Source organism: Psychrobacter pygoscelis, from assembly GCF_004335015.1.
Lineage (GTDB): Bacteria > Pseudomonadota > Gammaproteobacteria > Pseudomonadales > Moraxellaceae > Psychrobacter > Psychrobacter pygoscelis.
In genome coordinates this window covers 684,619-705,107 of sequence record NZ_RQRU01000002.1, presented here as the reverse complement: position 1 = coordinate 705,107, position 20,489 = coordinate 684,619, and the positions used below count along the sequence as shown (strand labels likewise).

The 20,489-nt window shown below is 43.5% G+C and carries 17 protein-coding genes and 2 tRNA genes; 14 read left to right on the top strand and 5 right to left on the bottom strand.

The window, feature by feature from the left end; genetic code table 11:
* Positions 1-166: 166 nt before the first annotated feature.
* The 4 genes from coaE to pilB all read right to left on the bottom strand — a co-directional run bounded on the left by coaE (position 167) and on the right by pilB (position 4,871).
* Positions 167-862: a dephospho-CoA kinase gene (gene coaE / locus EGV92_RS07650; protein ID WP_131668612.1), complete on the bottom strand. Its 696-nt coding sequence runs from the start codon at positions 860-862 to the stop codon at positions 167-169.
* Between the two features lie 82 nt (positions 863-944).
* Positions 945-1,865 (bottom strand): prepilin peptidase, encoded by a 921-nt coding sequence (locus EGV92_RS07645; RefSeq protein WP_131668611.1) that lies wholly within the window; start codon positions 1,863-1,865, stop codon positions 945-947.
* Entirely contained in the window at positions 1,865-3,088 is a 1,224-nt protein-coding gene (locus tag EGV92_RS07640) for a type II secretion system F family protein (protein WP_131668610.1), read from the bottom strand. Before EGV92_RS07640 ends, EGV92_RS07645 begins: the two co-directional genes overlap by 1 nt.
* 79 nt (positions 3,089-3,167) lie before the next feature.
* Positions 3,168-4,871, bottom strand: coding sequence for a type IV-A pilus assembly ATPase PilB (gene pilB, locus EGV92_RS07635; protein WP_131668609.1), 1,704 nt, complete (start codon positions 4,869-4,871; stop codon positions 3,168-3,170).
* An 854-nt stretch (positions 4,872-5,725) separates the two neighbouring features.
* Between pilB and tpiA the strand changes: the two genes are divergently transcribed.
* From tpiA to pnp, 14 genes are all read left to right on the top strand, one after another.
* Positions 5,726-6,556, top strand: a complete 831-nt coding sequence (tpiA, locus tag EGV92_RS07630) for a triose-phosphate isomerase (RefSeq protein ID WP_131668608.1) — start codon at positions 5,726-5,728, stop codon at positions 6,554-6,556.
* A 317-nt stretch (positions 6,557-6,873) separates the two neighbouring features.
* Positions 6,874-7,191: a preprotein translocase subunit SecG gene (secG, locus tag EGV92_RS07625; protein WP_131668607.1), complete on the top strand. Its 318-nt coding sequence runs from the start codon at positions 6,874-6,876 to the stop codon at positions 7,189-7,191.
* A gap of 260 nt (positions 7,192-7,451) precedes the next feature.
* A tRNA-Leu gene (locus tag EGV92_RS07620) sits at positions 7,452-7,536 on the top strand.
* Positions 7,537-7,651: 115 nt separating this feature from the next.
* Positions 7,652-7,728: transfer RNA gene (locus tag EGV92_RS07615), tRNA-Met, on the top strand.
* A 451-nt stretch (positions 7,729-8,179) separates the two neighbouring features.
* Positions 8,180-8,680 carry a ribosome maturation factor RimP gene (gene rimP, locus EGV92_RS07610; protein ID WP_131668606.1) on the top strand — a complete coding sequence of 167 codons (501 nt, stop codon included), beginning with the start codon at positions 8,180-8,182 and terminating at the stop codon, positions 8,678-8,680.
* 123 nt (positions 8,681-8,803) lie between these two features.
* Entirely contained in the window at positions 8,804-10,288 is a 1,485-nt protein-coding gene (nusA, locus tag EGV92_RS07605; RefSeq protein WP_131668605.1) for a transcription termination factor NusA, read from the top strand.
* Between the two features lie 248 nt (positions 10,289-10,536).
* On the top strand, positions 10,537-13,266 hold the full coding sequence (gene infB / locus EGV92_RS07600; RefSeq protein ID WP_131668604.1) for a translation initiation factor IF-2: 2,730 nt from the start codon (positions 10,537-10,539) through the stop codon (positions 13,264-13,266).
* A 241-nt stretch (positions 13,267-13,507) separates the two neighbouring features.
* Positions 13,508-13,930, top strand: coding sequence for a ribosome-binding factor A (locus EGV92_RS07595; RefSeq protein WP_131668603.1), 423 nt, complete (start codon positions 13,508-13,510; stop codon positions 13,928-13,930).
* 22 nt (positions 13,931-13,952) lie between these two features.
* On the top strand, positions 13,953-15,008 hold the full coding sequence (truB, locus tag EGV92_RS07590) for a tRNA pseudouridine(55) synthase TruB (protein WP_131668602.1): 1,056 nt from the start codon (positions 13,953-13,955) through the stop codon (positions 15,006-15,008).
* Between the two features lie 343 nt (positions 15,009-15,351).
* The gene (locus tag EGV92_RS07585; protein WP_131668601.1) at positions 15,352-15,873 is read left to right on the top strand and encodes a type 1 glutamine amidotransferase domain-containing protein; all 522 of its coding nucleotides are present in this window, start codon (positions 15,352-15,354) and stop codon (positions 15,871-15,873) included.
* A 79-nt stretch (positions 15,874-15,952) separates the two neighbouring features.
* Complete coding sequence (locus EGV92_RS07580; RefSeq protein ID WP_131668600.1) at positions 15,953-16,249, top strand: hypothetical protein; 297 nt, start codon at positions 15,953-15,955, stop codon at positions 16,247-16,249.
* A 123-nt stretch (positions 16,250-16,372) separates the two neighbouring features.
* A complete protein-coding gene (locus tag EGV92_RS13905; RefSeq protein WP_165525582.1) occupies positions 16,373-16,528 on the top strand; it encodes a hypothetical protein in 156 nt (51 codons plus the stop codon).
* Between the two features lie 242 nt (positions 16,529-16,770).
* The gene (gene rpsO / locus EGV92_RS07575) at positions 16,771-17,037 is read left to right on the top strand and encodes a 30S ribosomal protein S15 (RefSeq protein ID WP_131668599.1); all 267 of its coding nucleotides are present in this window, start codon (positions 16,771-16,773) and stop codon (positions 17,035-17,037) included.
* A gap of 567 nt (positions 17,038-17,604) precedes the next feature.
* Positions 17,605-19,707 carry a polyribonucleotide nucleotidyltransferase gene (pnp, locus tag EGV92_RS07570; protein ID WP_131668808.1) on the top strand — a complete coding sequence of 701 codons (2,103 nt, stop codon included), beginning with the start codon at positions 17,605-17,607 and terminating at the stop codon, positions 19,705-19,707.
* A 120-nt stretch (positions 19,708-19,827) separates the two neighbouring features.
* Here the strand turns inward: pnp and EGV92_RS07565 are convergent, their stop codons facing one another.
* Positions 19,828-20,484: a hypothetical protein gene (locus tag EGV92_RS07565; protein ID WP_131668598.1), complete on the bottom strand. Its 657-nt coding sequence runs from the start codon at positions 20,482-20,484 to the stop codon at positions 19,828-19,830.
* Between the last annotated feature and the right edge of the window lie 5 nt (positions 20,485-20,489).

Here is a 20,489-nt window from a genome sequence, read left to right as displayed (position 1 = left end):
CAGTTAACAGTTTTAGTATGGCCGTTAGTAATGATCGCTAAATAGAGTAAAGACAATGCCCTGTATGATGAAGCAGGGCGTTTTTTTGATACTAGTGCTTTGCTATCTGCTTTAGATTAGTCTTATCAGTACGCTAGCATTAGCTTTTTTAGGCGCAAGGCCCTTTTTAAAAAGCGTTATTTTTATTAAAAGAGGCTGCAAGCTGTTGATAATGGTCATGTAGCGGCGCAAGCTGAGCGTATAGTTCTTCTAAGCTGCCGGCATTACATACCACATCGTCAGCATGATTTAAGCGCTGAGTACGGGGTAGCTGATTTTCCATGACAGCTTTAATCTTCTCCTCACTTTGCTCATCGCGCTTGCTAGCACGCGTTAATTGCAAGTGTTCAGGCAAGTCAATTACTAAGATTCGCTGGCATAAACTGGCCAGCCCTGCCTCAGCCGACTCCAGTAATAGCGGCGCAGATAAGATAACATAATCAGAGGTGGCCGATTGTAGAGCACTTTTGGCTTGTTCGCGGATTGCTGGATGAGTGATGGCTTCTAGCGTCATCAACGCTTCTGGATGAGTAAATACATGTGCCCGAACGGCGGCGCGGTCCATTTCACCTGAAGTAGTCAGTACCCAATCACCAAATTTGTCTCGGATTTTCTCGAGTGCAGGTTGACCTCTACTTACCACCTCACGAGCAATTACATCAGCATCAATAACGGCAATCCCTTGCGCCGCAAACCAATCACTAGCGGCGGTTTTGCCACTACCAATCCCTCCTGTTAATCCTACTACGAGTTTTTGAGTTTCAGATATAGAGTTGGTAAAGGCTTTAGAAGATAGATGTTGAGGCTCAATAAATTGTGTCATGAGAATACGGTCTAATAAACAAAGAATAAAATAAAGGGAGCAAATACGAAAGAGACTGGCTTACTATTAACCACTAAAGCGATCAGACGTATATGTTTAGATACCAGTTTACAATATCTGGACCAGCCAATAGCGCCACAATACCCGCTATTGCGATATAAGGACCAAAGGCAAAAGGACGACTCTCACCATAGCGTCTCATTAGTATAATACCGATAATAGCACCAATAAAAGAGGATAGTAAGATAATCAGGGGCAGCATCATTGGTCCAAGCCAAGCGCCCAAAACTGCTAATAGCTTAAAGTCACCGGCGCCCATGCCCTGCTTTTTGGTAATTAAATAAAAGACTTTAACCACAACCCATAGCGATAAGAAACCCAATAATAAGCCCCAAATCGACTCAGTAGGAGTGACGAACCAGCTTTGTGAGTTAACAGCAAGGCCTAGTCCAGCTAAAGGGAAGGTGAAGCGGTCTGGTAACAGTTGGGTGTCAAAATCAATACCCGTCAAGGCTATTAAAGTCCAGACCAGAATAAGTGCGGATATCCCTTGCAGCGTAACGCCAAATTGGTAAATTACTAGTATCGATAGTAGGGCAGTAACGATCTCTACTAAGGGATAGCGAACACTAATCGCTTGCTGACAGCTTGCACATTTGCCACGCAATAATAACCAACTAATAACTGGGATATTCTCAAACCAACGGATCTGATGACCACAGCTTGGGCACCGAGATCGCGGGACGCTGAGTGATATGGCATTATCTTGGACAACAATTGCTTGAATGGGCGTCGTATACTCAGCAGGGATGTCAGCTTGATCACTGAGCAATTGACTACATTCACGGCGCCATTCAGCAAACATCATGAGTGGCGTTCGGTGAATGACCACATTCAAAAAACTGCCAACACATAGGCCTAATAAGCCAATAATGGTAAAAAGAAGGACTGTATTTTCTGATGAAACAGTTGATAAATAACTATTTAAAGGTACGATCACCATTATCCGACCACCGATCCCATCTGAAAGATAGGCAGATACATGGCTATAACTAAGCCACCAACCAAGACGCCAAGGATTGCCATAATAAGGGGTTCCATTAAGCTGGTCAGGCCGTCAACTGCATTATCCACTTCATTTTCGTAATAGGTAGCGACTTTATCAAGCATCTCTTCTAAGCTACCAGCCTCTTCACCAATGCCTACCATTTGAATGGCCATACTAGGGAAGAGGTTGGTCGATCGCATTGAAAACTGTAGTTGCTGACCGGTGGCGACGTCATCCTTAATCTGTTGTGTGGCATTATAAAATACCACGTTATTGGTGGCTCCGGCTGTAGAGTCTAAGGCCTCAATTAAGGGTACCCCCGCAGCAAAGGTGGTGGATAAAGTACGCGAAAAACGGGCAATTATAGCTTGGTAAGCAATGTTGCCAAAGATAGGCAGCTTTAAGGTGAGCCTGTCTAAAAAATCGCGAAACTCTTTACTGCGTTTTTTAGCCTCTTTAAAGCTAATAATAGCCAGACCAATAGCAATAATTAAAATATACCACCATTTTTGCATCCACTCCGACATACCCACGACCATCTGGGTGAAAGCAGGAAGTTCAGCACCAAACGAGCTGAACAAATCAGCGAATACTGGCACCACTTTAACCAGTAGGATGATAGTGACGATAATAGCCACTACGATAACGGCAATCGGATATTTTAAAGCCTTTTTAATCTTTGCTTTGAGCAGCTCACTTTTTTCTTTATAGGTGGCGACGCGCTCCAGCATGGTTTCTAAGGCCCCGGATTGCTCACCAGATTCCACCAATGAGCAAAATAGCTCGTCAAAGTAGCGCGGATGGCGGCGCAGTGCTGAGGTAAAGGTACTTCCTGATTCGACGTCAGACTTTATACTCAATACCAGAGTTTTCATCGTCGGGTTGTCTAGAGAGTCTGCGACGATCTCAAAGGATTGGGTTAAAGGCACACCAGCTTTCATCATAGTTGCCAACTGGCGAGAAAAGATTGCGATATCGATAGCTTTAATAGGCTTTTTAAATTCGAATAAAGGCTTGGGTTTTTTCTTGATACTTTTAACCTTGATACCTTGTTTTCGCAGGGTTGCCTTCGCCAAGTCCATACTACGACTGGTGGTCTCGCCTTTTATACGCTGGCCACGGCGATTGGTTCCTTCGTAGATGAAGTCCAATAGCATCTCAGTAGTGGCTTTTGCCATTTTACTGTCCTCTTTATGCGCCTTGATGGCATATCATTTTATTGAATAAATTGTGAACTTAAAGAATTTTTAGAAAAAATTACTCTGAGGTTACCCTCAACATCTCTTGTACGCTGGTCAAGCCTTGGAGTACTTTTAAGATACCTGAGCGCCGCAAATCGCGAAAACCATTTTTGAGTGCCGCATCTTTGATATCGATAGCATTGCCATTTTCCATAATAATACGAGAAATATCTGGTGTAATTTTCATCACTTCATAGATACCCACACGCCCCTTATAACCATTTCGGCACTCAGAGCAGCCAACTGGCTCATAGATAACATTATCTGAATTGTCTAAGTCAGCCTCAGTAAAGCCGACCTCTAATAAGCTTTGTCGTGGCGGAGTTGTTGGTTTCTTACAGTTTTTACATAAACGGCGCGCAAGGCGCTGAGCGATAACGAGATTGACAGAAGTAGCAATGTTAAAGGAGGCCACACCCATATTATGAAGTCGCGTCAGTGTCTCTGGTGCCGAGTTGGTGTGCAAAGTAGAGAGAACCATGTGACCGGTTTGTGCGGCCTTGACAGCAATTTCTGCTGTCTCTAAATCACGAATCTCACCCACCATGACAATATCAGGATCTTGACGTAAGAAGGACTTCAAGGCTTGAGCAAAGGTCAACCCCACTTTAGGGTTGACGTTGACTTGATTAATACCTTCTAAGTTGATCTCTACGGGGTCTTCCGCGGTGGAGATATTAGACTCAGTCGTATTTAGGATGTTGAGACCTGTATATAAAGAAACGGTTTTACCCGATCCGGTAGGCCCCGTAATCAGTAGCATACCTTGCGGTTTATGTAGTGCCTCTAAAAACATCTCTTTCTGATCGGGATCATAGCCAAGGGCGTCAATTCCTAGCATTGCAGAAGACGGATCGAGGATACGTAAAACGATTTTCTCACCGAATAGAGTAGGAAGAGAGTTCACACGAAAATCAATGGCTTTGTTTTTAGACAGCTTCAGCTTAATGCGACCATCTTGAGGAATCCTACGCTCTGAGATATCCATTTGCGACATTACTTTGAGTCGTGCAGCAATTTTACTGGCGAGCTGTACTGGGGGGCTGGCCATCTTTTGCATTACCCCATCAATACGAAAACGCACGCGATATGTTTTCTCATAAGGTTCGAAGTGTAAATCTGAAGCCCCCATACGAATGGCATCAACCAGCATTTTATTAACGAATTTCACAACAGGTGCTTCTTCTACTCCGTCGTTTGTGTCAGCATCTAAATCAGGCTGTTCATCGATATCAACGGACAAATCACCTTCAGAAAAATTACTAAAGTTGTCCATAGAATCAGCAAAGACGCTGTCTATGCGTTGTTTTAGTTTATCTTCCTCAACGACGATTGTCTCAACAGATAACCTGGAGTTAAAGGCGATAGCATCAATCGCATCTATCCGTGAAGGATCGCTCATGGCGACAAAAAGTCGTTGCCCCCGTTTATAGATAGGAAGGGCGTTAAACTTACGTACGATCTTTTCATCAACTAAATCCTTAGGGATGCTCTCAGGATTTAGCGTACTGATATCGAATAACGGGTCACTAAATTCCTTTGAGACCGTTATCGCAATACTATTGGCGGCTGCGATTTTGTTTTCGACCAGATAAGGTATTAAGCCAAGCTGCTGCTGCTGCGACTCAGTCAGCGCCGTTTGCATCTGCTCTTGATTAACCAGACCTTCTTGAATCAACCGACGGGCTAGTCCACCAAAATTGCTGGTTGTCGTGGACATAAAAAACTCCCCAGATATAGTAATTATATAAATACCAAAAAAAGTATTGAGCTGCGAGTAGGGATTGATTCAGAAGCGATTAATATTTAGCTAAAAGTGTTATTTGAATCAATCCAACGAAATATTATTTTGCTAGATGCTACCTAGCGTCATCAAGCTAGGGTTGCCGAAGGCTACTTACGAGCATAATGTAGTATCTTACCGCTTTCTAAAGTATATTTTACAGTGAATTTCTATTAGTTGATGATATTGTTAAGCAAATTATAAGCTACCGTAGCATAATTACTTAGCATTTAGTACTTTCTATATCAATACGCGAATGACCCTATAGACGCAGATGAAAATTTGATATAATAACGCGTTTGTTAATCTGTGCTGATTGTGTTTTTATTTACAGTCCTTTAAGTATGGGCTTGTGCAAAGAGATTAGTCTACAAGACTCATTGAAAAACTGACAAAGACAAGCTCTACAAATAGGCATTTTATGAAAGAGAATTTTTTATTAAACAGACCTTTCAAAAAAGAAGTTGATCATTGGCTTAGTTGGAGCTAAAGGCTGCTTTGGATGAGTGGCAGCTGTGATTAAAAGGCGGTTTTGAATAGACTACCTTAAACTGTCCTCTAAGTGAGAAAAGCGTTACTTTATAAAGTGCTATTTTAGTCCAAGTAGGGTACTGAAAACTAGCAGATATTCATTAGCCTTTACTGGCTTACAAATCAAAATAAAGTCAGCACACGAGTCATTGGTAATAGCACACTTAGACTGTAACTGTATTTTAGACCTAAAAAAGGTCTGGCTAGCAAGTTGCTGGCTATGATAAGTCACCATTAGTTATTAAAGCTTTAATTAGGGTATGAATATTATGCAGGCTTGGGTAATTGGAAATTGGAAGCAACAGCCAGCAACATTGCAAGCCGTTGATGAATTGCTAGATAGCGTCATCAAAAGGCTACCAAATGGAGACGTGCCACTGTGCAACACCATGGTCATTCCATGCCATGTCCATTTGCCAGCAGCCAATAGCAAGCTGACGAATACCTCTGTTGCTCTTGGCGCCCAAGATATTTGCGCTTTTAGTGCAGAAACTGGAGCTTTCACTGGAGATTGCTCTGCTGCACAGGTGCGTGATGCGGGTGCGGATTGGGTGCTGGTAGGTCACTCAGAGCGTCGACAGTACTATGGTGAAGACAACGATATACTACTAAAAAAGCTACGCAATGCGCTAAGTCAGCAGCTTGGCGTCATCTTTTGTATCGGCGAAACCAAGGCGCAGTACGATAGTGAGCAAACTTTACAAGTGCTAGAAGATCAACTCAGTGTCATTCAGCGTATTATTAGTGAACATGCTAGCGAGTCAAACAATGAAGCCAATTTGGCTGAGCGATTGATTATCGCTTATGAGCCAGTTTGGGCAATCGGTACGGGTAAAGTGCCGACGGTCGAAGAGGTCACAGCAACGCACAGCCATATTAAGCAAGTGATCAAGCAATACGCTGGCGCTGCTGGTGAGCTAGATAACCTGTGTGTGCTATATGGTGGTAGTGTCAACGCAGATAATGCAGCGATATTTGCCCAGGCCGATAGTGTCGATGGCGCATTGGTTGGCGGTGCCTCATTAAACGCAGAAAGCTTTTTGGCGATTGCGGAAGCATTTTCAGCGGCTAAGGCCAGTAATGTACAGTAGCCTTGTTACTCAGTTAACTTGTTAAGCAGCTTTTTTAGGTATCTTTCGTATCAATAATTTTATATTCACCAACTTAACTTAATATTCAGTTATCTAAAAATTTGCCTAGGCGTCGTTGATCAGTTAATAAGGCGTATTGAAAGAAAATGGGTGTTGAGTGTATTCGCTTCCCTATCCTATCAAGCGTTATTGATTTATCTACGAAACTCATTGATGTTCGAATTGAAAGCACTGCTACTTTTAATTGACTTATTTGATAAGTCTTGATGGTTTATCTCTATTTATATAAATGCTCTAGTTGAGTATATGAGGACGTTATGTTTACCTTTGTATTAGCCTTACATATTATCGTGGCGATTGCTATGATAGGCTTGATTTTGATCCAGCATGGTAAAGGCGCTGACGCTGGAGCTTCTTTCGGTGCTGGAGCCTCTGGGACGGTATTTGGTGCAGCAGGTTCAGCTAACTTTATGACTCGAGCGACCGGCATATTGGCGGTTATCTTTTTTATTACCAGTCTGACCTTAGCCGTTCATGCGCGTCAGCAAGCCAATGATCAGTTTCGCTTAGATGCTCCTGTATCTGCGCCGCAAAGCCCAAGGGCACTTACTGACTCAACAGACTCCACAGAATAGTTTCATTTTATTACTGGTGGACACTTGCGAGAGCTGGTTAATTAGGTCTTGCTATTTTGTACGGTAACCAGTACAATGCCTGCCTGTTTTGACAGTGGTGCTTTTACTAGTATTTATAGCCAATGGCTAGCTAATACTAATAAATAAAAGGTATCTAGGTTGACGTGACATTACTAATATCATATCTCAATAGTTCCTCAATGAGATAGAGTAATGAAGTCAGCTGAAACGCTCATTGGCGTATGATGAGCAAAAATTTTGCGATTGTGGTGGAATTGGTAGACACGCTATCTTGAGGGGGTAGTGGCGCAAGCCGTGAGGGTTCAAGTCCCTCCAATCGCACCAAATTACTCTAAAGTTATCCTAAGTGCTGAGTAAATAGTGCTTACTTAATTAAAAGAAATTAAGTTAAGGGTTGACAAGGGTGAAGTTACCAAGTAGAATACGCAGTCTAAATTGTTGCGGGGTGGAGCAGTCTGGTAGCTCGTCGGGCTCATAACCCGAAGGTCGTTGGTTCAAATCCAGCCCCCGCTACCACTTTTTAAAGACATATAAGACATAGCTGAACTTTATAGCTTGGAATGACTAATCATTTTTTAGCTGGTATTTAAATCAAAAGTCTCAGCAAGATTAAGCCCACCATTATGTCTGTGGGTTTTTTTGTATCTAAATGTTGGTTATATCAGCAAAGCATATTTAAAGCCATAGTGCTGTGCTAAGCTTTCTTTTACGTTGGCATCTTTTTTGGATGCAGCTGTCTATTTTTTATCATTACTAGTGACAATATTTGGTTCAAGTTGGCTTAGGGCATCTTGCTTTTTGAGCATGATGACGAGAAAACATAACGTACCAAGCCGTGTGTGCTAAGTATAAGCTTAATAGTCCAACTTATTACTTATGTGGTTTATTATTAGTAGCTCATCGCGCTCGAAATAAACCGGTAGTTGGGTTAAAAATTAATAGACAAAATAATAAATTAAAGGGTTGTATGAAACTTTCTACCAAAGTCACCGAGTTAATGGATATTATTGCCCCTGCGGTTACTGCCTGTGATGTTCAGTTATGGGGTGTGGAGTTTACTGCTCAGGGCCGTAAGTCATTATTACGAATATTCATTGAGGCGCTACCAGCTGATCAGGCTGACGGTAAGCAAGTTACCATTGAAGACTGTACAGCCGTTACCCATCAAGTGAGTGGGGTGCTAGAGGTTCACGATCCTATCGCCGGTGAATACATCTTAGAGGTATCCTCCCCTGGTCTTGACCGATCTTTTTTTTCAGAAGCGCAAATGCGCCAGTATATCGGTCAGACCGTGAACTTAAGGTTGATTAATGCCATCGGTGCAGGAAAGCAGAAGCGGCGTAAGATATCAGGTCAGCTTACGGCAATGGATGACAAAACCCTAACGTTGGCTACTCCTGAGGATCAGGACGTCAAGATAGAGCTGAGTAATATTGATAAAGCAAATTTAGTTTATCAAGACAGCTAATTTACCAGTACTGTTAGTGTCGGTAGGTTATAGCTTGGATTTAGATAGTAAAAATTTATTAATAGCTTTTTATATAGTAATTTTAATGAAAAACCATTTACGTCAGTATAGGACAGGTATAGCATGAGTCGAGAGATTTTAACGGTAGTAGAAACCGTCAGTAACGAAAAGGGCTTAAATCCTGAAGACATCTTTGAAGCGATTGAGCAAGCCTTGGTCGTCTCGACCAAAAAGAAAGTCTATACTGATCAGCCAGAAGTGGCGATCCGCGTAGAGATTGACCGTGAAACTGGCGATTATGATACTTATCGTTATTGGACTGTCGTCGCTGACGAAGATCATGAAATGCCAGCGTGTCAGCTAGCCATCACTGATCTTGATCAGGACGAGTGGTCGATTGGTGATATCAAAGAAGAGCAGATTGAATCGATCGAGTTTGGCCGAATTGCTGCGACTCAAGCCAAGCAGGTTATTATTCAAAAAATCCGCGAAGCTGAGCGCGCGCTTGTGGCGGATGCGTTTGAGCCGCGCATTGGCGAGATGTTGTTTGGAGAAGTTAAAAAACAGACTCGTGATGGCTATATCATTGATTTAGGAGATAATGCTGAAGGCTATTTGTCTCGTGATCAGATGCTACCACGTGAACAGCTACGGGTTAAATCGCGAATTAATGCTATCTTATATCATGTCAATCGTGAAAATCGCGGTGCTCAGTTATTGTTATCGCGAACTCATCCTGAGATGCTATCGGCATTAATGCAAAAAGAAGTGCCAGAGATCGCTGAGCAAATCATTGAGATTCGCAATGTTGCACGTCTTCCGGGTACCCGTGCTAAAATCTCTGTAAAGACCAATGATCATCGGATAGATCCCGTCGGTGCTTGTATCGGTATGCGTGGTACACGAATCCAAGCAGTACAGCAAGAGTTGGATGGTGAGCGTATTGATGTGGTGGTTTGGTCAGATGATCCTGCGCAGTTTATTATTAGTGCGCTTGAGCCTGCTGACGTGAATAGCATTATTTTGGACGAAGATGCCCAAACTGCTGATATCGTCTTTAGTACCAATGATCAATTGGCCCGTGCCATTGGCTCACAAGGTCAAAACGTTCGTTTGGCCTCTGAGTTGACCGGCTATAAGCTAAACATGATGCTAGAGTCTGAATATCTAGAGCGTCAGCAGAATGAAACCAAAGCCTTTATTGACCTGTTCTATGAGCGTTTAGAAGTTGATGAAGATTTGGCGCAAGCCTTAGTTGATGTTGGCTTTACCAGTATTGAAGAAGTGGCGTATGTACCAGTTGAGACTTTTTACGATATTGAAGGTCTTGACGATGACGCGATTCACATGATTCAAGAGCGTGCTAAAGAAGTCGTTATCGCTGATGAGCTGGTCAAGCAGCAAAACATGAAAGAGCCGAGTGAAGAGTTGTTAGCGCTAGAAGGTATGACCACGACCTTGGCTTATAAATTGGCTCAAAAGGACATCATCACTGTGGATGATCTGGCTGAGCAAGCGGTGTTTGATTTAGAAGACATCGATGATCTTGACGAAAAAACAGCGGGTCAGCTTATTATGAAGGCACGCGAATCTTGGTTTGATGAGTAGCGTCCGTCATTCATAACGCACTCGGTATTTTGAACTAACGATAAGCCGCAGTTTGTAAAATGAACCGAACCATTACGATAAATAGGATAAAGTCTCATTTTACACCGTGTATAATCAGTACTTTGATGCCGCCGAGCTGATCAAGTTCTTTTGATACCGAATAGAAATACAGTGACAATAGTACGCAAACACATCAGCCAAACGCTGAATTAAATATATAGCACACAATAGATAGTAGGTGACAATCAATGGCAGATAAGACCGTCAAAGAACTGGCAGACATGGTAAGAAAAACCGTTAGCGCTGTAAAACAGCAGCTAGTGGACGCCGGGCTGCCTGCTCGTGGGGAGGATGACCTAGTCACCGAACTTGAGCAAGAGCAGTTGGTGGCATACTTGAAACAAAGCCATGGTCAGCAGCAAAAACGCCGCATTAGCCTAAAGTCAAAGACCACTAGTACTGCGCGGGTGACTGGCTCCTCTGGTAAGTCTAAGAGTGTCAATGTCGAAGTCCGTAAGAAAAAAGTATTTGAAAAGCCAGATCCTGCACAAGTGGCTGAAGAAATGGCAGCCCGTGAACAAGCCATGATAGAAGCCAAAGCCAAAGCTCAACAAGAAGCCATTGAGCGTGAAAAAGCCAAAAAGCAGGCTGAAGAGCGGCAAGCGGCTACCTTGGCAGCGATGCGAGCAAGCTTGGGTGGCAGCAAGAATAAAGATAGTAAAGATGAAGTAACGGCTTCTGTTGTGGTTAAAAAAGGCAGTAAAGAAGCGGTTGAAATCAAGTCAAAAGATAAGAAAAAAGCGTCAGCAGTAACGAAACCGACGAAGCCAAAAACTGAAACGGCAGCTGAGCGTAAAGCTCGTGAAGCTCGTGAGGCAGAAGAAGAGCGTCTACGTCAGCTCGAAGCAGAAACGCGTCGTAAACAAGCTGAAGAAGCGCAAAAGCGCACGCTTGAGCAGATGCGTAAAATGGCGGGTAAATACTCTGATAAAGAGCCAGTGGCCGAAGTTCGTAAGGATGAGCCATTAGCAGAAGGCTTGGTCGGTGATGCCTTAGAAGAGTCGTTTGAGAAAGAGCGTCGTGAGATTAAACGTGGCTCTAGCAGTACAGCGGCTCGAGGACGTCGTCGTAAGAACCAAGAAGAGCGCGAGATGAAGAATCGCCGTCATGGTCTACGCTCTTCACAAGCTGGTCAGCATAAGTTCGAAAAACCAGTCGAAAAGATTGTTCATGATGTCGAGATTAGTGAGAAGATTGTCGTTTCTGACTTGGCTCAGCGTATGGCGGTTAAAGCCCGCGAAGTCGTGAAGCTACTTATGAAAATGGGCGAGATGGTTAGTGAGTCTGACGAGATTGATCAAGCTACCGCCAGCTTAATCGTCGAAGAGCTGGGGCATAACCCAGTACTGGTCAGCGATACTAAAGTCGAAGATGACCTGCATGAAGCGGTCGAAGAGCGTAGCAGCAATGTGCAAACGCGACCACCAGTCGTCACTATCATGGGCCATGTTGACCATGGTAAGACTTCTCTACTAGATAAGATTCGTGAGACGAAGGTTGCCTCTGGCGAAGCTGGTGGTATTACCCAGCATATCGGTGCCTACCATGTAGAGACTGATCGCGGCGTTATTACTTTCCTAGACACACCAGGTCACGCGGCCTTTACCGCCATGCGCTCACGTGGTGCTCAAGCCACTGATATTGTTGTGCTAGTAGTAGCTGCTGATGATGGCATGATGCCCCAAACGGTTGAAGCCATCGACCATGCTCGCGCAGCTGGTACACCGCTAATCGTGGCCATTAATAAAATGGACAAAGATGGGGCAGATGTCGACCGTGTTCTTAATGACTTGACCAGTAAAGAAGTCGTCTCAGAAGATTGGGGCGGCGATACACCAATGGCGAAAGTCTCGGCCAAGACTGGCCAAGGTATTGATGAGCTTTTAGAGCTTATCAGTCTGCAAGCTGAGCTTATGGAGCTTGAAGCACCAAATGATGGTGCTGCTCAAGGTGTGGTCATCGAATCGAAACTTGAAAAAGGCCGTGGGGCAGTTGTCAGCCTGCTGGTCAAAAAAGGTACTCTTAAACAAGGCGATTTAGTCCTTGCGGGTGAGCACTACGGTAAAGTACGTGCGATGATCGATGAGCGTGGTCAGCGTATCAAGTCAGCAGGTCCTTCTATTCCTGTTGAGATTTTAGGCTTACCTGAGACACCAGCTGCTGGTAGTGAGTTCTTAGTGGTCTCTGATGAGAAAAAAGCGCGTGAAGTGGCTGAATTCCGTGCCAATCGTGAGCGCGAGCGTGAGCTTGAACGTCAGAATAAGACTCGTCTTGAAAGTATGTTCGAACAGATGGGTCAAGGCGACGTCTCTTTCTTAAATATTATTTTGAAGACAGACGTTCGCGGATCACTTGAAGCCTTACTTGCTGCACTCAATGAGTTGTCAACTGATGAAGTGAAAGTCAAGGTCATCAGCTCAGGTGTTGGGCCTATCTCTGAATCTGATGTGACACTAGCCGAATCAAGCGAAGCGGTACTATTAGGTTTCAACGTTCGTGCCGATGGCGCCGCCCGCCGTAAAGCAGATGAGGCCAATATCGATATTCGCTACTATAGCGTTATCTATGGCTTGATTGATGATGTCAAAGCGGCAATGAGTGGCATGTTGTCTCCTGAGCACCGTGAAAAAATCCTTGGTATTGCTGATGTTCGTGACGTCTTCCGCTCTAGCAAGTTTGGTGCGGCTGCAGGTTGTATGGTCGTTGAAGGGACTATCTACCGCAATAAACCAATCCGTGTACTCCGTGATGACCAAGTTATCTTTACCGGTCAGCTACAGTCATTACGTCGTTATAAAGATGACGTTAATGAAGTGCGGACTGGTATGGAGTGTGGTCTTGCTGTCCGCGGCTATGATGTCGAAGTCGGTGATAAGATTGAAGTCTTTGAAATTCAAGAGTTTGAGCGTACCATCTAGAATTATCAATTGATCTTTTATTAAAGACCTAACAGGTCAATCCTGCTAGGTCTTTTTTTATAACGATTCTCTACTGATTAACCATGAGCTGTTAAACAGTCAAATATTAGAAAACTTTGACTACAACCTCCGGTAGTTTACGAAATTTATCCGTCACTGGCGGTATAATCATTACTAATGATTTATTGCATAAAGCTTATTTGCAAGCGATAGTCACCCATTTGAACCTATAGGAAAGATAATGAATCAGCGTTTACAACGATTGGCTGATCAAGTTCAGCGTGAACTTGCCGTCCTTATTCGTGATGAGATTAATGACCCACGATTGACAGGATTTGTGACCATCTCAAGTGTCAAAGTTAGCCCTGATCTTGGTTATGCCGATATTTATGTCACTATTATGGAGCCTGAGCTTAACGACGCGATGACCAAAAGCAGCCATGAACAGAGCCTTAAAGTATTGGAAAATGCTGCTGGCTTCTTACGCACTGAGCTTAGCCACCGTCTCAAGACTCGGACCACACCGCGATTGCGCTTTCACTATGACGAAGTCACGGCCCGTGGTAACTATATGATGGATCTGATCAATAAAGCGGTCGCAAAAAGCGATGAGGATAACGTACCAAATCCTGCTGATGTTGCAGATCAATCCGCTAACGATTAAGTAGAGATTTAAAGACTAAACTATGGCTAACACGTCTTCTAAAGCAGTAAAACAGCGCGTTTCTGGGGTGATATTAATTGATAAGCCACAAGGGTTGACCTCGCAGCAGGTGGTCTCTAAGGTGAAGTATCTATTTAAGTCACCAGTACATGACAGTAAAAAAGCGGGTCATACTGGTACATTGGATCCTATGGCGACAGGATTATTACCTGTCTGTTTAGGAGAAGCCACCAAGTTTAGCCATTATCAGCTAGATGCTGATAAGTCTTATGAAGCGGTCATTAAATTAGGAGTAGGTACTGATACAGGAGATGCTGAGGGCCAGATAATCGAGACCCAAAGCATTCCTGATATTGATGATAGTGATTGCGCGCGAGTGGCTCAGCAGTTTTTAGGTGAGCAGTTGCAGACTCCGCCCATGTATTCAGCGCTCAAAAAGGGCGGCAAGAAGCTTTATGAGTATGCCCGTGCTGGCATTGAGGTGGAGCGGGAGCCGCGCTCTATTACCTTGCGCCAAGTCCAACTAGAGCGCATCTCAAACGATAAGCTGCGACTGCGAGTGACTTGCACTAAGGGGACGTATGTTCGGGTGCTGGGTGAGGATATTGCTCAGGCGCTAGGAACGGTAGGCCATCTTATCAGCTTACGTCGAACACAAGTTGGCGACTTTAGTGTCGCAGATGCGATGGAGTTAGCATTACTTGAAGCCTTAGACTTAACTCAGCGTTTTGATCACTTACTTAGCGTCGATGCGTGTATCGATGATTTACCAGTACTGGTCTTGACCGATGAGCAAGTTCAGCGTGTTCGTGTTGGTCAGCGGCTAAACATCTATGAGCAGCTGACACCTAGCGTTATTGACTATCTCTCCATTGCGGCTTCAACAAACGATTCAGATGCTGCTACTAGCTCTAATACTGACGCTCCTACAGGCGCTGATAGTACTGGCATTACTACCCAAGTAGAGCTTCCTGTCAAAGATATCCGCCTGATGGATAGTAATAATAGGTTTGTAGGATTGGCCGCGCTTAGTATTAATGGCCGATTGCAGCCAAAGAAAATTATAGCGGATACATAGTGTAAAGTGCACTTGATGCAAGCTTAGTACTTTTTGTATCAAGGCTACCGCGTACTGCCTATTTCCTCCTGACCTGATTGAGACCGATTACCGTTAGATATTTATCAACGCCTACCAACTAGGGCTTTAACGTAACCCATGCGTGGTCGATACTGGCCTCCTATACGAGTAGCAGTTACTTGGCTCTAACATAACTAACAGAGTCAAACAATTCATTTCTATACCTCTCTATACCCATTATCCTTCCCCCCTTTATACTTGTTAGTAAGTTAAGAATTTAACTATTCTCTGGTCTTTTGAGATGTATGAGAAACCGAACAGTTAAAATAAATTAGAGATTGATATGAAAAAAATAGCCTTTTTATTACATACCGACTTTGAGCAAGCAGAGTATGAAGACGTTAATAACCAATTAAAAGACAAAGGTTATGCGACGACGCTGATTACTACTAATGATGAACAACAAGTCCAAGGTATGAATCATTCAGACAAAGCCGATACCTTTACTGCCGATTTGTTCGCTAAAGATGCAGATGCAGATGATTATGACGCTGTGGTACTGCCAGGCGGTACTATTAATGCTGATGCGCTGCGTGGCAACGAGGCGGCGCAAAAGTTAATAAAAGCTTTTAATGACGCGGGTAAACCTATTGCGGCGATTTGCCATGCGCCTTGGGCGTTTATCAATATTGGCATTGCTAAAGGTAAAACTTTAACCGCTTATCAATCGCTGAAAACCGATCTTGAAAATGCCGGTGCTACCTTTGTCGATAAGGCGCTACAAAAGGATGGGAATCTAATTACTTCACGCACACCGGAAGATATTCCAGACTTTGTTAATGCTATTGATGAAGCATTGTCTTAATCAGCTTAGCACTGCACGGTTTAATCCCTTCTCTTGAGGATGAGAGAAGTGTGCTATCACATTATTAAAGGGAATTACTATGAGTCAGTCCAGTACTAACAATGACACGCTTGAGCAGGCCGCCGCTAAGCGAGAAACAGCGCATTTAGAGATCGCTGAGGTCGGTAATGCTACTGAAAACCTTAAAGAAGCTAAAGAACGTCTACAAATCGGCGAAGAGCCGGATGTTGCGTCGAAAGAGTCGGACCACTTGACTGAGACTCGCGATGCCGCAGCGCAAGTAGCCTCCTCACTGACTGAATCAGTGGGCAACGCTGGTGAAAACGCTAAAGAAGCTGCTGTACGTCTCAATGAAGATGAAAAGGGTAATAAATGATCTATGGTCTAAAGTAGCTAATCTTGCCTTCATTGATTATCTTCGCAGATTAAGAAGAATGTCTTCACTCTACCTGATATCCTATTAATAAGTTGAGCATTCATAACCAACTAAGGAGCTTATATGACTAATTCTAGTGATAAAGAGTTTGAACAGCAAAAATCAGAGACGCAAAAGTCATCTCTACAGAATCAAGTAGAAGATAACTATGATGAGAACTCTAAAGCTGCTGCTGAGCGTATTGCTGACAACGCAGAAGATGCCAAAGGTAATAACTAGCTGTCTATTTCCTTGTGATTAATGTCACTAAACAATAAAAACTGCTGTTTGCGCAGCAGTTTTTTGCTATAATCCGTCCCTTAGTTTTATATGCCTCTACCAAGAGGGGTAAGAACACTATCTTCTTATCAATAACTAGGTCGTCTCTAGTAATGCAGGGTCGTCCTGAATTATTGATTATTATCTTTTATTTGCAGTATGGCTACTTAGCCTACTACTAATAGCATTGCCGGAGAAATCTTATGCTAACCAATACTGACCGCCAACAAATCATCGCCCAATATCAGCGCGGCGAAAACGATACTGGCTCCCCAGAAGTGCAAGTTGCTCTATTAACTGCACGCATCAATGACTTGCAAGGTCACTTTAAAGAGCACAAAGGCGATCACCATAGTCGCCGTGGTCTTATTCGCATGGTTAACCAACGTCGTAAGCTACTAGATTACTTAAAAGGTAAAGATCTAGGTCGCTATACTACTTTGATCAGCGAGCTTGGCCTACGTCGTTAATACGCTATTTTTGCTAAATAGTGTAGAGAGTCGAGTATCATTGATATGAAAAAACGGTGCGATAAATATCGCGCCGTTTTTTATTGTTACAGCTTTAACAGTATGATTCTAAAATGATTATTAAGCCTATTAGTTTTTTACTATTTTTTTATTGTTACTTGCTTTAACTCAAATAAAACTACCCACCGCCGAATTAGTGAATAATTGGTCAATTGCTGCAAATCCCTGTAAAATAACTCGCAATTTAGAGTTTTGTTATTCACAGTAACCCACAAGAAATGAGCTTATATCGTCCGCTCTTTTCAATAGGTACTCCTCAAGAGACGCTTGTTAATAGGTACTGCTCAATGCATGCTTATTAATACATAGAATTACTCAGTTTGAAATTGAAGTTAAATAGTAAGCAATTAATGTATAGAGATTAACTTTAAAAACATACAGTATTTAAAAGTATTTAAAAGTTAAAGCGGCTTAAATCGCTTAATTTATCGCTTTAATATAATTTTAGTTTAAAAATCTAAAGGTAAGTCACTCATAAATTAGGAAATATATATGACAGATAAGACAATGTTTAACACTATTACCCGTGAATTTCAGTACGGCAACCAACAGGTCGTGCTAGAAACAGGCCGCATTGCCCGTCAAGCCAGCTCAGTACTCGTTCACATGGGCGGTGTTTCAGTATTAGTAGCCGCCGTGGTAAAGCCTGAAGCTAAAGAAGGTCAGAACTTCTTTCCATTAACGGTAAATTATCAAGAAAAAATGTACGCTGCAGGTAAGATTCCAGGTGCGTATGGGAAGCGTGAAGGTCGACCCACTGAGTTTGAGACCCTAACATCACGTCTCATTGATCGCCCAATCCGCCCCTTGTTCCCAGAAGGCTATGTCAATGAGGTGCAGATCACAGCGACAGTTATCTCATCAGATAAGTCTCAGTATGCAGATATCGCAGCGATGATTGGTGCATCAGCGGCACTTTCTATTTCAGATGCGCCATTTAATGGCCCTATCGGAGGGGCGCGCGTTGGTTTCATCGATGGTGAGTACGTACTTAACCCTACGATAGAGCAGCTAGACAATAGCGATCTTGATTTGGTGGTTGCAGGTACCAAGTCTGCGGTACTTATGGTTGAGTCTGAAGCGCGTGAGCTATCCGAAGATCAAATGCTAGGCGCTGTATTATATGGTCATGAACAGCAGCAGATCGTCATTGATAATATCGCCTCATTGGCAGAAGAGATCGGAACGGCTAAGCAAGAGTTCACACCACCAGAAGTGAATCAAGAGCTTGAAGACAAAATGAAATCGCAGTTTGGTGAGCAAGTTGCTAGCGCTTATACCATTACTGATAAACAAGAGCGCTACACTAAGCTTGATGAGATCAAGCAAGCAGCGATTGAAGCCTTGGCCGGTGATCCAGAGTCCGAAGACTTTGCTGATTTAGAGGGACAAGTTAAAGATATCTTTAATACGCTAAAATATCGTACCGTTCGTGACAGCATCTTGTCAGGTAAGCCGCGTATCGATGGTCGTGACCTTGATACCGTGCGCGCGCTAGACATTCAGGTCGGTGTACTACCTTACACGCATGGCTCAGCACTATTCACTCGTGGCGAGACTCAGGCGCTGGTCACAACGACGCTAGGTAATAGCCGTGATGTCAACTTGATCGACTCATTGGCAGGCACGATTCAAGACCACTTTATGCTGCACTACAATTTCCCACACTACTCAGTGGGTGAGACTGGCCGCGAAGGCGTTCCAAAGCGCCGTGAGATTGGACATGGTCGACTTGCGCGCCGCGGTGTTCAAGCGATGCTTCCAGATTCAGACCGCTTCCCATATGTCATCCGTGTAGTGTCTGAAATTACTGAGTCAAACGGCTCATCATCAATGGCCTCAGTTTGTGGTGCCAGCTTGGCACTTATGGACGCTGGCGTGCCGATGAAAGCACCAGTCGCTGGTATTGCGATGGGTCTGGTTAAAGAAGGCGACCGTTTTGCGGTGCTGTCAGACATCTTAGGTGATGAAGATCATCTTGGTGATATGGACTTTAAAGTAGCCGGATCCAAAGATGGTATCACCGCACTACAGATGGATATCAAGATTGAAGGTATTACCCCAGATATCATGGAGCAAGCGCTCAAACAAGCCCATGCAGGCCGAATTCATATCTTGAATGCTATGAATGAAGTATTGCCAACCAGCCGTACTGAAATTAACGCGCATGCACCAAACTATGCGGTTATGGAAATTAGTGCTGATAAAATCCGCGATGTCATCGGTAAAGGCGGCGCTACTATCCGTCAGCTGACTGAAGACACCGGCGCGGTTATCGATATCGATGACAATGGTACTATTCGCATCTTTGGTGAAAACAAAGCAGCGACTAAAGAAGCAATCCGTCAGATTGAAGCTATCACAGCTGAAGTTGAGGTGGGCAAGACTTACAATGGTAAAGTTGCGCGTATCGTTGACTTTGGAGCTTTTGTTACCGTATTGCCAAATACCGATGGTCTGGTTCATATCTCTCAAATCGCTGATGAGCGCGTTGAGAATGTCACCGATTACCTATCTGAAGGCCAAGAGGTTAAAGTATTGGTCCAAGACGTGGACAATCGTGGTCGCATCAAGTTGACTATGAAAGGTGTTGAGCAAGATCAGAAGTAATCTATCCTGCCCATAGCCACAAAAAAACCGCCCTAACTGGGGCGGTTTTTTTATAGTCAATTTAAATTTTTTGATTAGATAGTCCAGTAGCTAACAGCCATAGATTATTGAACTGAGCAGCTATTTTTGCGCTTCTAACTGGGCGATTTGCTGCTCAAGCAATTCAATCTGTGCTGCCTTTTTTTGGCTAATATCTTGCATCTGCTGTTTGTTTTGAAGGGCCAATTCCTCTAATTCTACTAGACGGCTATGTTCATCATCTAGTCGATCAATCTCTTCTTTAATCAAGCTATTATCTTTTGGCACTTCTCTATTTAATATAGCGCTTGGCTCAGGTAAATTCGCGGTATCTTCAACTAGAGGATTACCAGTAGTAGAATCGCTGTTAGTTGCTGATAGGGGGGTATCAAGCGCAGTTGACGTAGGGTCGTTCGTTGCAGGCGTAGTAGCTCCCTCCTCATTGGCGGTTAGTAGCGTTACGGATTGATCCTCAGGCTCAGTAGGCTTTAAACTGACTTCTTTATGAGGCAAGATAGCCACTATATCAGCTTGAGGAGATAGTACAGACGACGAGGAAAGTGACTGGGAAGGCGTCAGTGACTTAAAGATAAAATAAGCAGCAAGCAACAGGACTAATACGATGAATAAAATCGATAGTGGACTGCTAAATAGTAGTCTTAGTCTTGATTGATCTGTCTTCAACACACTGTCATCAAGCTCCAAAGAATTCTTGGATTTCGATAAATGTTGACTATGCTTGGGTGTCGATTGTTTCATATAAT

What these genes read in the sequence shown, in the direction of transcription:
- EGV92_RS07585 (WP_131668601.1), top strand. Translation starts at nt 15,352, where the DNA reads ATGAAAAAAATAGCCTTTTTATTACATACCGACTTTGAGCAAGCAGAG.
- infB (WP_131668604.1), top strand. Translation starts at nt 10,537, where the DNA reads ATGGCAGATAAGACCGTCAAAGAACTGGCAGACATGGTAAGAAAAACC.
- truB (WP_131668602.1), top strand. Translation starts at nt 13,953, where the DNA reads ATGGCTAACACGTCTTCTAAAGCAGTAAAACAGCGCGTTTCTGGGGTG.
- coaE (WP_131668612.1), bottom strand. Translation starts at nt 862, where the DNA reads ATGACACAATTTATTGAGCCTCAACATCTATCTTCTAAAGCCTTTACC.
- EGV92_RS13905 (WP_165525582.1), top strand. Translation starts at nt 16,373, where the DNA reads ATGACTAATTCTAGTGATAAAGAGTTTGAACAGCAAAAATCAGAGACG.
- nusA (WP_131668605.1), top strand. Translation starts at nt 8,804, where the DNA reads ATGAGTCGAGAGATTTTAACGGTAGTAGAAACCGTCAGTAACGAAAAG.
- rimP (WP_131668606.1), top strand. Translation starts at nt 8,180, where the DNA reads ATGAAACTTTCTACCAAAGTCACCGAGTTAATGGATATTATTGCCCCT.
- tpiA (WP_131668608.1), top strand. Translation starts at nt 5,726, where the DNA reads ATGAATATTATGCAGGCTTGGGTAATTGGAAATTGGAAGCAACAGCCA.
- EGV92_RS07565 (WP_131668598.1), bottom strand. Translation starts at nt 20,484, where the DNA reads ATGAAACAATCGACACCCAAGCATAGTCAACATTTATCGAAATCCAAG.
- pnp (WP_131668808.1), top strand. Translation starts at nt 17,605, where the DNA reads ATGTTTAACACTATTACCCGTGAATTTCAGTACGGCAACCAACAGGTC.
- EGV92_RS07595 (WP_131668603.1), top strand. Translation starts at nt 13,508, where the DNA reads ATGAATCAGCGTTTACAACGATTGGCTGATCAAGTTCAGCGTGAACTT.
- EGV92_RS07640 (WP_131668610.1), bottom strand. Translation starts at nt 3,088, where the DNA reads ATGGCAAAAGCCACTACTGAGATGCTATTGGACTTCATCTACGAAGGA.
- rpsO (WP_131668599.1), top strand. Translation starts at nt 16,771, where the DNA reads ATGCTAACCAATACTGACCGCCAACAAATCATCGCCCAATATCAGCGC.
- EGV92_RS07645 (WP_131668611.1), bottom strand. Translation starts at nt 1,865, where the DNA reads ATGGTGATCGTACCTTTAAATAGTTATTTATCAACTGTTTCATCAGAA.
- secG (WP_131668607.1), top strand. Translation starts at nt 6,874, where the DNA reads ATGTTTACCTTTGTATTAGCCTTACATATTATCGTGGCGATTGCTATG.
- EGV92_RS07580 (WP_131668600.1), top strand. Translation starts at nt 15,953, where the DNA reads ATGAGTCAGTCCAGTACTAACAATGACACGCTTGAGCAGGCCGCCGCT.
- pilB (WP_131668609.1), bottom strand. Translation starts at nt 4,871, where the DNA reads ATGTCCACGACAACCAGCAATTTTGGTGGACTAGCCCGTCGGTTGATT.